The sequence below is a fragment of the Vibrio sp. R15-SG3-ISO1A genome, assembly GCF_059833955.1.
The window spans coordinates 44,450-58,584 of sequence record NZ_JCBDGH010000033.1; the positions used below are offsets into that span (position 1 = coordinate 44,450).

General features: G+C 50.5%; 13 protein-coding genes. 4 read left to right on the forward strand and 9 right to left on the reverse strand.

Annotation, left to right across the window (positions count from 1 at the left end; genetic code table 11):
* Positions 1-72: 72 nt before the first annotated feature.
* Positions 73-1,368, reverse strand: coding sequence for a maltoporin LamB (gene lamB / locus AC6R0L_RS05120; RefSeq protein ID WP_500628476.1), 1,296 nt, complete (start codon positions 1,366-1,368; stop codon positions 73-75).
* 450 nt (positions 1,369-1,818) lie between these two features.
* Between lamB and glgX the strand changes: the two genes are divergently transcribed.
* Both glgX and AC6R0L_RS05130 read left to right on the forward strand, forming a co-directional pair.
* Positions 1,819-3,771: a glycogen debranching protein GlgX gene (gene glgX, locus AC6R0L_RS05125; RefSeq protein ID WP_487903697.1), complete on the forward strand. Its 1,953-nt coding sequence runs from the start codon at positions 1,819-1,821 to the stop codon at positions 3,769-3,771.
* A gap of 4 nt (positions 3,772-3,775) precedes the next feature.
* Positions 3,776-4,642 carry a glycerol kinase gene (locus tag AC6R0L_RS05130; protein WP_500628477.1) on the forward strand — a complete coding sequence of 289 codons (867 nt, stop codon included), beginning with the start codon at positions 3,776-3,778 and terminating at the stop codon, positions 4,640-4,642.
* Positions 4,643-4,660: 18 nt separating this feature from the next.
* Here the strand turns inward: AC6R0L_RS05130 and AC6R0L_RS05135 are convergent, their stop codons facing one another.
* On the reverse strand, positions 4,661-5,551 hold the full coding sequence (locus tag AC6R0L_RS05135) for a LysR substrate-binding domain-containing protein (RefSeq protein ID WP_334552173.1): 891 nt from the start codon (positions 5,549-5,551) through the stop codon (positions 4,661-4,663).
* A 205-nt stretch (positions 5,552-5,756) separates the two neighbouring features.
* Here AC6R0L_RS05135 and hisC point away from each other — a divergent pair, with 205 nt between their 5' ends.
* The gene (gene hisC, locus AC6R0L_RS05140) at positions 5,757-6,836 is read left to right on the forward strand and encodes a histidinol-phosphate transaminase (protein WP_500628478.1); all 1,080 of its coding nucleotides are present in this window, start codon (positions 5,757-5,759) and stop codon (positions 6,834-6,836) included.
* A 22-nt stretch (positions 6,837-6,858) separates the two neighbouring features.
* Entirely contained in the window at positions 6,859-7,626 is a 768-nt protein-coding gene (locus tag AC6R0L_RS05145; RefSeq protein ID WP_487903701.1) for an ABC transporter substrate-binding protein, read from the forward strand.
* A gap of 178 nt (positions 7,627-7,804) precedes the next feature.
* On the opposite strand, the gene AC6R0L_RS05150 is transcribed toward AC6R0L_RS05145, so the two are convergent.
* The 7 genes from AC6R0L_RS05150 to AC6R0L_RS05180 all read right to left on the reverse strand — a co-directional run bounded on the left by AC6R0L_RS05150 (position 7,805) and on the right by AC6R0L_RS05180 (position 14,114).
* Positions 7,805-8,239: a YccF domain-containing protein gene (locus AC6R0L_RS05150; protein ID WP_334552219.1), complete on the reverse strand. Its 435-nt coding sequence runs from the start codon at positions 8,237-8,239 to the stop codon at positions 7,805-7,807.
* A 68-nt stretch (positions 8,240-8,307) separates the two neighbouring features.
* The gene (locus tag AC6R0L_RS05155) at positions 8,308-9,039 is read right to left on the reverse strand and encodes a sulfite exporter TauE/SafE family protein (RefSeq protein ID WP_487903702.1); all 732 of its coding nucleotides are present in this window, start codon (positions 9,037-9,039) and stop codon (positions 8,308-8,310) included.
* 128 nt (positions 9,040-9,167) lie between these two features.
* Positions 9,168-10,724, reverse strand: coding sequence for a cryptochrome/photolyase family protein (locus tag AC6R0L_RS05160; RefSeq protein ID WP_500628479.1), 1,557 nt, complete (start codon positions 10,722-10,724; stop codon positions 9,168-9,170).
* Complete coding sequence (locus AC6R0L_RS05165) at positions 10,725-12,047, reverse strand: DASH family cryptochrome (protein WP_500628503.1); 1,323 nt, start codon at positions 12,045-12,047, stop codon at positions 10,725-10,727.
* A gap of 106 nt (positions 12,048-12,153) precedes the next feature.
* Positions 12,154-13,359: an MFS transporter gene (locus tag AC6R0L_RS05170; RefSeq protein WP_500628480.1), complete on the reverse strand. Its 1,206-nt coding sequence runs from the start codon at positions 13,357-13,359 to the stop codon at positions 12,154-12,156.
* Between the two features lie 11 nt (positions 13,360-13,370).
* Positions 13,371-13,553 carry a hypothetical protein gene (locus AC6R0L_RS05175; RefSeq protein ID WP_500628481.1) on the reverse strand — a complete coding sequence of 61 codons (183 nt, stop codon included), beginning with the start codon at positions 13,551-13,553 and terminating at the stop codon, positions 13,371-13,373.
* A gap of 153 nt (positions 13,554-13,706) precedes the next feature.
* Complete coding sequence (locus AC6R0L_RS05180) at positions 13,707-14,114, reverse strand: rhodanese-like domain-containing protein (protein ID WP_487902943.1); 408 nt, start codon at positions 14,112-14,114, stop codon at positions 13,707-13,709.
* Positions 14,115-14,135: the final 21 nt, after the last annotated feature.

The window sequence follows — 14,135 nt, forward strand, 5'->3', positions numbered from 1 at the left end:
TGCGTTAAACGAAAAAAGCCGACTACAATAAGCCGGCTTGGATTTATGGACTTATAAGACTAGGAAACTATATTACCACCAAGCTTCCATTTGAATACCAACACTGAACTCTGTGTCATCGGTATCATTTGCAAAGCTATCTGCTTCGTGATCCATGAAGTATGAACCGTAGATACGGATTTCAGGGCGCGCCCAGAAGCTAGAACCCGCAGACCATGCTTGTGCAATCGTTAGCTTAGAACCAGACGCGTCTGTCGTCGTGCCACCAGACTTTGTTTCGTCAGCAAAGTAACCCGCTTCAAAGATAGTACGCATGTTCTCATCCCACTTATACATTGGGCGAACAACTGCGTTGTATGCGGTGATGTCACCTTTGTCAGTATCATTAGCTTGTGCATACATGACTACGTGACCCAATTCCCAAGCGTCACCCAGACCTGTTACGCCCCAGTTGATGATACGGAAGCCATCAGCGTCATTGTTACCACCTGAGCGATCAAACCAGCCACCGCCACCATAGGTCGCCATTTGCTTACCGTAAGAAGAGGTACCGTACTGAAGGACTGTTTGGTTAAAACCATTCGACAAACCTTGACCAATGACCGCAGTTAGCAATAGTCCATCATCAGCCGCCACTGTTTGGCCTTTCGCCTCAGAAGCAAAATCATACGCTAAGGCGAGCTCTAAGTTGGCATTTTCCCAAAGGTCGATACCTGCATAACGTAGGTCCAAAGTATAGCCGGACACTTTTTCATCTTTAGTCTTGGCGGCCTTTTTGTAACAAGTATCATCCGCTGGGGTTCCTGAACCAGTACATTGATCCTTGTCAAACACAAACTCTTCACCATCAGCAACCGTTTGTGAGCCATCATCATGCATCAAAGCAACAGACAGTTTACCGCCACCTAGAGATAGATTTTCGATACCGCCGCCAGCACCACCAGACGTGTCGAGGAAGTAGAAGTCCGTGATATGAATGTCTTTACGTTGGTAATAACGCTGACCAGCCCATAGAACGGCGTCTTTGTCTGAATCGATCAAGCCTTTGGCTTGCACGTTCATCACACGTAATGCGTTCGCGTTACCTTCCCAGTTGTTGTTGCCGTCCTGACTGTATGCGACCAAAGACTCCAGTTTAAAAGAGACATCGCCTTTGTTGTACAGCTCAGCATTCAAGCCAATTTCTGCATAGAGGTCGTCTTCATTACCAAGACGGCCTACTTTATTTTTCTCGTAAGTTACGTGAGAACCTTCACCACTCAGGCCAACACCTGCACGAGAGTAACCGTGGAATTCCACATCAGCTGCGAAAGCACCAGCAGATAATGTCGCAGCCACTGCAGCAGCAATTACACTTACTTTTTTCATTATTTAACTCCATTTATAGGGATTATTATTCTTTTACTCTCTTCCTCTAAGGACATCCCGCAAGGCAGTAACGGAGTGTTTGAAAAAGAGAGGTAAGATAGGACTTGGCTTGCGCTTCATCCTCGTTCGTTTCAACTGTGGCTAGATTAACGAAGCGGGGTAAGGCTGACTTCCTCCACCTCAGATTAATTTGAGGGGGATGAGAAGGGAGGAGGAATGTGGGAGTACGCCGTTGATTTGGTTGAGATCACACTAATCGGGAGGAGTAGAGGAGGATTTCGAAACAAAGTTTCGCACGAAATGACACACGGCTCACGATTTGGTTTTTTGATTTCATTAAATTGTAATTAAATTTCATTGAGAATTATTTTGGTAATAGGCTTGACCTGCTATAAACAAAACTATTTACTAAAGTGAGATTGAAAAACACACGACAATAAGTAAAAGACAATGCAGTGCTCTCGCCCATACCCATTAGGGGCCACCTTGGATGCAGCAGGTTGTAACTTCTCGATTTTTTCGCCTTCTAACCAAGACTTACAACTCGCGCTTTTTAAAGCCGATGGCTCTTATACGACGTACCCGCTCGATAATGAAGACGCGGGCATTAAGCACACCTATATAGAAGGGATTAAAGCGGGGCAAAAATACGGCTTTATTACCCGGGTCAACGATGCAGAGCATTATCTCTCTGATCCTTATGCCAAAGCCCTCGACAAGCCTCTCTTCTATGACCTCCCTTTCAATGCTGAAAAAAGTTTCCAATTAGCCAAGTGCGTCGTCACTAAAACCAGTTTTGATTGGCAAGGTGTCGCTAAGCCTCATCGCCCGCGTGACGAAATGGTGCTGTTTGAAACGCATGTCAAAGGGGTCACCAAACTTAACCCGAATGTGCCTGAATACTCGCGTGGTACCTACTTGGGCTTAGTCAGCGAAGCGATGATCCAATTTTACAAGCAGCAGAACATCAATACTTTGCAACTGCTGCCCGTCGCCGCTTGTATGCATGAGCCGCACCTGCTCAAGATGGATAAAGTCAACTATTGGGGCTACAACCCATACTTGTTTATGGTGCCAGACCCAAGATACGCGATGCATGACGCCGTGACTGAGCTGAAAACCACCATTCGCGAGCTGCATCGCCACGGTATCGAGGTGATTTTGGATGTGGTCTACAACCACACCGCCGAAGGTGGCGCAGATGGCCCAGTGTTTAACCTCAAAGCGCTGGATGCCAACTACTACTTGCGTCACGACGATCACTACGCCAACTACACTGGCTGTGGCAATACGGTGGATCTCTCTTACCAGCCGAGCCTCAACTTAGTCATGGACACGCTGCGTTATTGGGCGCAGGAGTTCCAAGTGGACGGTTTCCGCTTTGACCTAGCCGCAACCTTGGGTCGTGAACGTGAAGCCTTTAACCCTAATACCGCTTTCTTTAAAGCTGTTGCCCAGGATCCTATCTTGCGTGAGGTGAAGCTGATTGCCGAACCTTGGGACATTGGCCCGAACGGCTATCAAGTAGGGAATTTTCCGGTTGGCTGGAATGAGTGTAACGATCGCCTAAGAGACATCACCCGCAGCTTTTGGCGCGGTGACCAAGGGTTTATGAAAGAGTTTGCGACGCGCATTATGGGCTCGCGTGACCTCTACAGCGCGGCGAATTGGCCCTATAAACTGACCGTTAACTACATCACCTATCATGATGGCTTTTGCATGCAGGACTTGGTCTCCTATAAGCAAAAACACAATGACGCCAACGGCGAACAGAACCGGGACGGTCACGGGGATAACCGCTCCGCAAACTATGGCATCGAAGGGCCAACCGATAATCCGCGCATTATCGAAAAACGCGAGCGGCAGAAACGCAATTTCATGGCGAGCTTACTGTTCGCCTTCGGCATTCCGCATATTTTGACCGCCGACGTCCTCTCTCACACCCAAGGGGGCAACAACAACGCCTACTGCCAAGACAACGAAATTAGCTGGCTCAATTGGTCTATGACCCAAGACAAGCAGAGCTTCCGTGAGTGGCTGGCTCAAATGGTGAAAGCGCGTCAAACCTACATGGTGCCGTTCATTCGCGCCTTTAGTGGCGATACCCGCAATGAAAACCGCGTACTGTGGCGACGCATTGATGGCACCTTCATGGAACATGAAGATTGGAACCAACTCAGTTGCGTCGCTTTGCAACTGGGCATCGACAAAGCAGGTGACGAGCTGTTCTACTGCATCAACCAAACTACGGCGCCCGCGCGCTTTACCTTGCCAGCAGAAAATCAACAAGAGTGGATGATGATCTGCAACACCGATTCGCACGAAGTGCATCAAACCATTGATCACAAGCAAGTGCTGATCGCGCCAGGATCGATGGCGATTTTCCACTATAAGGCAAGTTAAGCCAGTGGCCGACAAACTCTCTACTACCGCGCTGGCAAAACAGCGCGGCTTGGACGCCAAAGCCTTGTTTAATCAGTTGAAACTGGCTGGCTACATCAATCGTGATGACGAGAGTTGGGTGTTGACGGAACTGGGCAAAAAGTTTGGTGGTGACTACGCCACCCACCCCAAATTTGGCCAGTTTATCGTCTGGCCAAGCAACCTACTGATTGATAGTGACGCCACCAGCGGCAAAACGCTCACCGCCACCGAGCTTGGCGAGCGCTTTTCCCTAGCGGCGAAAAAAATCAATCAACTGCTTCAAGAACTCGGTTGGATCCAAAAAACCGAGCAAGGCTGGCAAGTGAGCCAGACGGGGCTCAGTGTCGGTGGTTACCAACGGGAGGATAAACAGAGCGGCCAGAAATTTGTCGTCTGGCATGACTCAATAGCGCGCAACAAACGCCTGAGGCAAACGGTGGTCGAGTTTTCCGGTCAAGATGCACAGGCGCACGCGACGGATAAATCCCTCTCTAGCTTTCGGCAAAAGTTTGAAGCCAAACATCGCACCTTAGACGGGCACTATGTTCGCTCAAAAGGTGAGCTACTGATTGATAACTGGCTGTACATGAACGGCGTTGTCCACGCCTATGATAGACCGCTGCCTATTGAGCAAGATGTGTTGAGCGATTTTTATCTACCAACGGGCAACGTCTATATCCAGTATTGGGGCTCAGACAGCGGCGCAATGCCAGATGACCAACGTGAGACCCTTCACGCCCTCTACACTCAACATGGTTTTGAACTGATTGAGATACACCCAAAAGAGGTCGAGACACTCGATGAGTGTCTACCCGCCAAACTGCGCGCTTACGGTATCAAGGCGTATTAACCTTCCACTGGCCAAAGACTAAGGCGTATTCACCGACGCCAACCATTCAACAAAGGCACTCAAATTCGGATTGTCGCTGTCTGCGGGAGCCATCAAATAGTAGCCTTTGCCGGACAGCACCTCATGTTCAAAAGGCTGAATCAGTTGTTGATGCTCGATTTGACGCGCTGCCAGCGTGAGATCGCCGACCGTCATCCCGTAGCCCAGTTGCGCGGCATTCATCGCTTGATCCAATGTGGCGAAGGTTTGGTTACGTGCACCGCGCAGTTGACTGAGCCCAATACTATCAAGCCACAGCTGCCAATCGGATTGCTCCGCATTCGCGTGCAGCCAGTTAACGCGCCGCAATGACTGGTAAGCATCACCGCCCCCCTCTTGCTGCGCTTGGTGCCAGATCTGCGGTGCACAAACCGGGGAAAGCCGCTCCTCAAACAAAAGCACCTGTCTCACACGCTTGGTCGCACTGGCTCGGCCATACATAATCACCAGATCAAAACTATCAAAGTTAGGGTGGAGCTGATGCTTGGTGGTCGAGGTAAGCTCAACATTGATATCCGGATGAGAAATCTGAAAGGCCGTCAATTTTTCCAGCAAAAACGTGGTGATACAGCTAGGTGCATTGAGTTTAATGCGGTTGGCGCTCTCTGCGACCTCACGCACCGCATTTTGCAATTGGTGAATAACCGCTTCGGCTAGTGGCACAAACTTGAGTCCGTCTGGTGTCAGTGCCAAACCGCGAGCGTGGCGATAAAACAGGCTCACCCCCATCATGGATTCAAGTGACTGAATCTGACGGCTGATCGCCCCTTGCGTCATCGCCATCGCACTCGCCGCATGAGTAAAATTGAGATGCTCCGCCGTTGCCAAGAAGGCTTGCAAATTTTTTGTCGAAGGAAGTCGATGATTCATCGTCAATACTTGTCTGCCAGAATGCTACGACTCTAGCACAAATCATGTTAAAACCCCTAGCACAAGCCATGACAAAAATGCATAGCTATCATGTATTATTTTCGTTTCATCCAACTCCCATTTTTGACTAAATTGGCAATACAAACCGCTTATAAGAAATAATTTTTCATTGTGAGCGACTATAAAATCAGTCAAAGGAACGTAAATGGATTCATTAGCGGATAAATTAGCGCCTGAGAGCATAAAAAAATTAATACCTTATCAATCTGCTCGACGCATCGGTGGTCATGGGCGCGTGTGGCTCAACGCCAACGAATTAGAGACCCCGATCTTTTTTGATGAACAACAATCCGATTACTCCCGTTACCCTGACTACTTGCCTCACGACATCGCGCACGCTTACCAAGCGTACTGCAATACCGACCAGGATGTGATGGCCGTACGCGGCGCCGATGAGGCGATTGATCTGTTGGTCAGAACCTTTTGCCAGCCAGGTAAAGACAAGATCGCGATTTGCTCGCCAACCTACGCCATGTATGAGTTTTGCGCCGAATCCTTCGCGGTCGACACTATTGATGTCCCTTTGATGGGCAATGCTTTTGCGTTAGATGTTGAAGGCATCACACGCGCAGCGCCAAAGGTGAACCTTATTTTTCTCTGCTCGCCGAATAATCCGACGGGCCAACTGCTCGCCCGTCAAGACGTCATTACCGTGCTCGAAAATACAGCGAACGACGCCATCGTGGTCGTGGATGAGGCATACATTGAGTTTGAACTTGGCGAGAGCGTGGTCGACCTTATCGATCACTATCCGCATCTAGTCGTCATCCGAACCTTATCCAAAGCCTTCGGTTTGGCGGCGGTGCGCTGTGGTTTTATCATCGCTCAACCCGCGGTTATGGACTATGTGAAAAAGCTCGTCCCTCCTTACCCGATGCCTGACAGCACGGCGGAGATTGTGCTTAAAGCGCTCAGCAACGAGGGACTAAAAAAAGTCGCCGCGGCGACTCAGCGTCTGATTGAGACCAAACAGCGCTTTATCGCGCGCATTGACTCACTGAACTGGATCGAGACCCTCTATCCGAGCGCGACAAATTTTGTTCTAATTCGCACCAAACCCGGTGTGGACCTGTTTCAGTACCTCGCCGAGCATGGCGTGGTCACGCGCAATCAGGCTCATGAGCCAAGTTTGAAGCATTGCGTTCGTATTACCATCGGCTCAGAGCAAAGCATGGATGAAGTTGCCGAGCTCATGTGTCGCTACCCCGCCACTTCGGCGCAGTAACCCATTATAAAAAGGAACCACGATGAAAAAACTCCTCACTCTCATTGCTTGCACCGCCACTATGATGACCGCCCCAGCGTTGGCGAAAACCGTGCGTCTGGCGTCTGATTTCACTTATCCCCCTTTCAACTACATGGATGCCGATGGCAAACCTGCGGGCTTTGACATTGAAATCGCCGATGCCCTATGTGCTGAAGCAAAACTGGAGTGCACTTGGGTATCACAAGGTTGGGATGCGTTAATTCCAAGCTTACTCGCGCGCAAGTCGGACGTCATCATGGCCTCGATGCGTATTACTGAAGAGCGTAAAAAGCGCATTCTCTTTACCGACAAGTATTACCAAACGCCAGCACGTTTCGTCACCGCTAAGCAAGGCAACATTGAGATCAGCCAAGCCGGACTGAAAGGGAAAGTAATCGGTGTGCAGTCAGGTACGATTCACGACCGTTACGTCACGGACAAGTTTGGTGATGTGGCTGAAATCAAACGCTACAGTGGTCAAGATGAAGTGTACATCGACATGCAAAACGGTCGTCTGGACGTCACCTTTGGTAACTCAGATCAACTCGCGCTTGCCTTCCTAGACAAAGAAATTGGTGCAGGGTTTGAATTTGTGGGTGAAGCAGTGACTGACAAAGCCTACATTGGTGAAGGCACTGCACTGGCACTACGTCAAAGCGACACAGCGTTAGCCGAGCAGTTTAACCAAGCCATTGCCGCCATTCGCGCCAACGGCACTTACGACAAGATCGCCAGCAAATACTTTAGCTTCGACATCTACGGCGAATAATTACCGGCGAATAAATGACGGACGAATAAATAGAAACTCGGCGAACCAATGACTCTTTGAGTCACTGAGCGTAAGACGCGTTTTCCTAGTCGTTCGTCTAACAGAGCGTCAAAAAGAGAGCCCCGCACACTGTTATATATAGTAAGCGGGGCTCTTTGGTGAGTGGAACTCACGGAATCTACGGGCGATTTGAATAGCGTGCCCGAGCGGCTTGCTCGACGGGCACAACCGTTTTACCAATCGGTGCGAGCGAAATCAGCGCCAATTTCAGGTGTTGCAGCGCAAAAGGGATACCAATGATGGTGATAAAGCACGCCACCGCAGAACAAATATGACCAATCGCAAGCCAAATCCCCGCCAGTAGAAACCAGATGATATTACCCACCAGCCCAAATGGACTGGTGCCAATGTCGACCTCATTGGTCAGCTCTTCACGAGAGATCGCCTCTTGGCCAAACGGAAAAAAGGAAAAATTGCCCATCACAAAACACGCCCGCCCCCATGGAATGCCAATGATGCTAATAAACGCCAGCAGACCAAATAACCACCACATCAGCCCCATAATGACGCCGCCGCACACAAACCAAATCACATTGCCTAGCATTCTTAGCATAGTCATTCCCAGATCTCCTCAATCACTGTTGGTCATCTATTCAAACACAAAACCGCTTCGCACGCTCATTAGCTGGCCAGCGCCTGCCACACGGCCGTGATACCACTGATACTGCACAGCAATAAGGCGCCCACGCGAATTTTCTCTTTGGGTAACGAATGCGTCGTCATCTGAGCCAGCTTGTAGCCCACCCAAGCAGCAGGGATCAGCGGCACGGTGATCCAGACATGGTGCCAATTCAAAAAGCCCGCGGGCATTTGAATCATCAAAGAAATGATCGAGCTAAAGACAAAGAACGCCGAGAGATTACCGCGCAACTGGTTTGCTTCTTGATGCTGCAACAAAAGCGCCATCGGCGGCCCGCCGATGGCGCTGCTGGTACCAAAAAAGCCAGAAAAGAAACCTGCGATGCCCATTTTGACGGGGGTTGGCTCAATACGAAAAGGCAGCAGACTCACCGCCACGGCAAAGAGCACTAATAAACCGAGCCAAAGCGCGAGCATGTCGGTCGAGACCATCACCAGCAATACGCCACCAGCGATAGAGCCCGGCACCCGACCAATCAACGCCATTTTCAAGCCGCCAATTTCCACACTGGCGCGATGCTTGAGCGCATTCAGCAGCGAGATAAACAGCGCAACGAGACAAATCGGGGCGGGAACATAATCCGGTGACACCAAGAACAGCAGTGGCGCCGCCACAATCGCCAAACCAAAACCGATGGCGGTTTGGACAAAAGAACCAATAAAAATAAGCAGCGCCGCAATCAGCGCCTCTGAAGTCATCCACTCAGCAAACATAGGTCAACGCAAACAAAAAACGGTGTTTACCGCTTTTGATAATCAATCAATAACGTATCTTAACTGAGATAGCGTCATGGAGATACCACAGATCACGCTAAGTACCTCATTGCTTGCAAGGTGCGGCGTTACAACGCGTCTATCTGCGCTAGGTAACGCTCCGCCGTTGATAACACCTCTGCCTGCTCGGCCTCTGACAGCTTATCCCAACTACGATAGATCATACCGATGCGTGGGTTGCGACTGAGACGCTCACGATGAAGCAACATAAAACGCCAGTACAAGCTATTGAACGGGCAGGCCCTCTCCCCGCTACGTTGCTTCACATCGTAGTGACACCCTTTGCAGTAATCGCTCATCTTGTTGATGTAGTTTCCGCTTGCACAATAAGGTTTGGTGGCAATGATGCCTCCATCGGCAAACAGCGCCATCCCGCGCGTGTTGGGCATCTCTACCCACTCTATGGCATCAATATAGATGCCAAGGTACCACGCATCAACCTCGTCCGGTGCAACACCAGCCAGCAAGCAAAAATTGCCCGTGACCATCAAGCGTTGAATATGGTGGGCGTAAGACCACTCAAGCGATTGACCAATACAAGCACGTATACACTTCATCTGAGTGCGACCATGCCAAAAGTAGCTCGGCAAGGGGCGCTGGGCTTGCAGCTCATTGAGCGTCGCGTAGGTTGGCATGTTGATCCAATAGATGCCGCGCATATACTCGCGCCACCCGATGATCTGACGGACAAAACCTTCAATCTGCGCCAGCGTAATCGGGTTGTCACTGCGCTGGCTCTGGTGGTAACTCTCTAACGCTGCGTCCACCACCTCCCTTGGGCTGAGCATTTTAGTGTTGATCGCAAAAGAGAGCCTGCTGTGGTAGAGGCTCCATTGGCTAGGATGCTGATCGGTCATCGCATCTTGGAAGCGACCGAAAAGCGGTAGACACACTCGGCAAAAGTGTGCCAACAGATTCAAGCCTTGATGGCGAGATATCGGCCAGACAAGACGCTCTTGCTGCTGCCCGATCGTCGGGATTTGATGACGCTTGATACGCTCATTGATCGATGTGACATCGTTGGCAAACAGCAAAGCTCTCGGCAGCGCTTCAATATCGGACTTTTTGAGCTTATTGCGATTGTCGCCATCAAAATTCCACTGCCCACCGACGGGTTTGTCTGCGTCCATCAAAATATCAAAGCGCTGGCGCATTTTGCGGTAGAAATTTTCCATCTTGACCGCTTTACCCGACTTAAAATAGTCGCCAATCTCATCAAATGGCAGCAAAAAGTGGTCGCTTTCGACGCAGTGCACTGTACATTGAGGCAGTGACAACTGCTCTAGCTGCCGCATCAGTCGATATTCATCCGGCCTTTGATACTCGAACGTCTCGGCATTAACCCGCTCGACCCAATGCACGATTAGTGAGGGCAGATCCTTGTAGGGCTCGGTGTCATCGAGGGTCAGATGCACCACGTGATGCCCCACTTCTTGTAGCTCACGCGCAAAGTTCGCCATTGCGGCAAAAAAAGCCGCGATTTTCTGGCTATGATGACGGGTGTAGTGGGCTTCTTGATGCAGCTCTGCGATCAGGTAAAGCACCCCTTCCTCTTTTTGTGCAAACCAAGCGTGCTGATGATTTAACTGGTCACCCAAAATGAGCCGAACGCAGGAATAGTTCACTTATCTCCCCTCCCCGCTATCCTCAATCGGCCAACCATTGTAATCGAAGGCATCTAAGCACGAGTGCGAGGGTGTCCCCTGCCAACGGCGGATAAATTCACGGTCTGGGTCGTAAGTTTGGGTCTGTTTCTCGAGATTAAATTGGCGCCCGCTGCGTGGATCCGCTCCGACGCCCGCAAGATACTGCCAGTTTCCCCAGTTTGAGGCCACATCGTAGTCCACCAACTGCGTTTCAAAGTACGCAGCACCATAACGCCAATCCATACCCAACTCATGAACCAAACAGCTCGCCACCAGTTGACGGCCGCGGTTGGACATATACCCTGTCGCACGCAACTGTTTCATGCATGCATTAACGATAGCATAAGGCGTCTCCCCTGCTATCCACGCCGCAAAGCGCTCCGGGTAAAACGACGTGAGCGGCGCTTGCTCTGTGATACCTCGAAAAGCGAATAAACGCTGACGATGCAATCTTGCATACCAGTAGAAGTAGTCACGCCACAGTAGCTCAAACGCAATCCAATAGGTTGACTCGTTGGCTCCATGAGCCGCCTCATACTGCGCCAGTTTGGCCAAAATGGTCCGTGCACTGAGACAACCTTGAGCGAGCCACGGTGAGAACTTGGTCGAGTAAGCCATGCCCTCAAGGCCATTGCGGGTCGCTTTATAGTGACTCGCGTTGGACGTCGAAAAGTAATCGTCACAATGGGCTAGCGCCGCGCGCTCTCCCCCCTGAAACTGCCCGCTTTGGCAGAGACTCGTCGTCACTAGGGGGTAGTCGACCTCAATCACACTTGGCAATGTCTCCACCGCAGGCAAGGGCCCTGGCACTGCAAGGGGTTCTACACGGTTTCGAAATCGGCTAAAAGTGGCAGGCAGTTCGGCGAGTGAAAAAGGCAGCTCAGATTCATCAAGTATGTGGCCACTCTCTCTTTGGATGATATTGAGATCAGGACACGTTGCTTGCAACGCATCCACTATGCGCTGCTCATCTATACCGGCAAAACGTTGACAATAAAAGTGGGTAATGCCCTGCTCTCGAATGAGAGCTGCGAGCGAAGCGGCGCTAAGATCAGGCAAACAATAGAGGTTTTGACCCAATTTTGCCAAACTGGCCGCCAGATCTCTGGCCGATTGAGACCAAAAAGCCTCTCTGCTCGCTCCCAACTGGCACTGCTGAGAAAAGCTTGAGAGGAAATGGGTCATTTGAGGCGGGCTGCAGACGCAAAGCATCTCATCGACCTGCTCTGCTGCGGCTTGAAGTAATGGGTTGTCTGTCAGACGAAAATCATTGTGAAACCAGTACAACCCTCTTCGAGATATGGGGAGTGACAAAGCCTTGCTCCATAAAATCAATCACTCCCATTCAATACGCAGTTTGTACCATTATGGATTAGTTTAAAGCTTTGGATTAGGTTGAACGGGCGGATTAGCTCGCAGCGGCCAATCTTGTCACAGGCTTGTCGTTGATCGGCAAATGAATCAATGCCGCAGCAAAGGCCAAGACCACGGTCGACCACCAAATCGGATCGTAAGAGCCGTAGTAGTCATAAATTCGACCGCCCACCCACGCGCCAAGAAAGCTGCCGACTTGGTGGCTGAAAAACACCAACCCATACAAGGTGGAAAGGTATTTCGCGCCAAAGATCTGCCGAACTAAACCCGACGTCAGCGGCACAGTCCCTAGCCATACAAAGCCGATCGCCCCGCCAAAAAGCGCCGCCGTCGACTCAGTAACAGGCAAAGTGACAAACCCAGCGATGACTATAGTGCGCATAACATACAAAGCCGCCATCACGTGGCGTTTGCTGAATTTATCACCCAGTACGCCCCAAAAGTACGAACCAAAAATATTGAAGATACCGACATACGCCAGCGCCATCGCCGCCGTAGACGCAGGCAGGGCTTTATCAGCCAAGTAACTGGGCAAATGGGTTGCAATGAACATCACATGAAAACCACAAACAAAGAAGCCAACATGGATCAGCCAATACCCCTTGTGGGAGAAGGCTTCTTTCAGTGCCTGTTTAAGGTTTTGATCATCCGCCACCTGAGTGGTCGCCGCACTCGTTTTAGGCGTTTTCATAAACAGAGCAAAAGCCACCATAGTAGAACAGAGCAGCGCAAACACCTGCATCGCGCCTTGCCAGCCAAAATCAGACAGCAGAGCTTGAGCGCCCGGGATCATCGCAAACATGCCAAACGAGCCCGCGGCGGTCGTCAATCCAAACGCTTTAGCCGCGTGCTGTGCGGGCACCACTTTAGCTACCGCCCCGAGTACAATCACATAACTGGTTGCACTAAGGCCAAGGCCAACCAACACACCCAATGAGAGATACAACACGCTAGGCGCGGTGGCGATCGAGGTCAAGTAGAGCCCCAATCCATAGGCCAGAGCGCCACCGACAATAATACGTTTGGCGCCGAAGCGATCAGCGGCCATACCAACAAACGGCTGAAACGCACCAAATAGTAGGTTTTGTAGGGCAATCGCGAAACTAAAAAACTCTCGACCGACCGTAAAGTGCTCTGAAATAGGCATCATAAAAATGCCGAACGATTGGCGAATACCCAAACAGATGATGAGAATGGCAATGCCCAGCCAAACCATCAGTGGAAATCGAAATACACTCATTATTGTTGCCCTTAATGATGGTGGTGAGAATGACTATTGCCGTGACTTGATGCACGTAGGTCTTGGCTTGAAGCATCATCGAACTCAAGCTCTTGTCCATGACACCCCAGTGCCATCGCTTGTTCTGCCAGCGTACCAAGCAAGGAGGGGGAATGGTGAACACCCACCAAGACAAGCACAAGCACTAAGGTCATTCTCACAAGTTGAGCACTGAGTGATTGCGATAAAAGGGATGAAAAAAGCATACGTTTCAGCCTCAGTGACAGTAAAAAGAGCGCGGAGTGTAGAGCGCCGCGCGCCATGACTCAAATGACATTTCTACACTCATGTTATGCATAAGATGCATTTTACCGCTCGCTCTTCGAGCCCGAGACCAGAGCAAAGCCTTCATCCTGCCAACCTGTTACCCCACCAATCATCTTTTTCACTGGCCTACCGAGGCGAGCCAAACGAACGGCGGCTTTTTCAGTGCCATTGCAGTGTGGCCCTGCGCAATACACCACAAACAGCGTCTCTTGCGGGTAGTGAGCCAACGTACGTTCATTCAATCGAGCATGGGGAATCGATACCGAGCCCTCAATATGCCCTGCGTCAAACAGCGCCTCACCGCGCACATCGATAAGAACGAAATCTTGTAATCCGTTACTTATCGCATGGTGCACGTCCCAGCAATCGGTCTCAAACTGCATTAACGACTCAAAATGGCGCAATGCTGCTTCACTGCTCGCTGCCGGTACTCTTGATACTGCACTCATGGCTCTCTTCCTTGTTGATTA

Excerpts from the sequence above, each read along its gene's own strand:
- hisC (WP_500628478.1), top strand. The coding sequence starts at position 5,757 with ATGGATTCATTAGCGGATAAATTAGCGCCTGAGAGCATAAAAAAATTA.
- AC6R0L_RS05135 (WP_334552173.1), bottom strand. The coding sequence starts at position 5,551 with ATGAATCATCGACTTCCTTCGACAAAAAATTTGCAAGCCTTCTTGGCA.
- glgX (WP_487903697.1), top strand. The coding sequence starts at position 1,819 with ATGCAGTGCTCTCGCCCATACCCATTAGGGGCCACCTTGGATGCAGCA.
- AC6R0L_RS05175 (WP_500628481.1), bottom strand. The coding sequence starts at position 13,553 with ATGACCTTAGTGCTTGTGCTTGTCTTGGTGGGTGTTCACCATTCCCCC.
- AC6R0L_RS05150 (WP_334552219.1), bottom strand. The coding sequence starts at position 8,239 with ATGCTAAGAATGCTAGGCAATGTGATTTGGTTTGTGTGCGGCGGCGTC.
- AC6R0L_RS05145 (WP_487903701.1), top strand. The coding sequence starts at position 6,859 with ATGAAAAAACTCCTCACTCTCATTGCTTGCACCGCCACTATGATGACC.
- AC6R0L_RS05170 (WP_500628480.1), bottom strand. The coding sequence starts at position 13,359 with ATGAGTGTATTTCGATTTCCACTGATGGTTTGGCTGGGCATTGCCATT.
- AC6R0L_RS05180 (WP_487902943.1), bottom strand. The coding sequence starts at position 14,114 with ATGAGTGCAGTATCAAGAGTACCGGCAGCGAGCAGTGAAGCAGCATTG.
- lamB (WP_500628476.1), bottom strand. The coding sequence starts at position 1,368 with ATGAAAAAAGTAAGTGTAATTGCTGCTGCAGTGGCTGCGACATTATCT.
- AC6R0L_RS05155 (WP_487903702.1), bottom strand. The coding sequence starts at position 9,039 with ATGTTTGCTGAGTGGATGACTTCAGAGGCGCTGATTGCGGCGCTGCTT.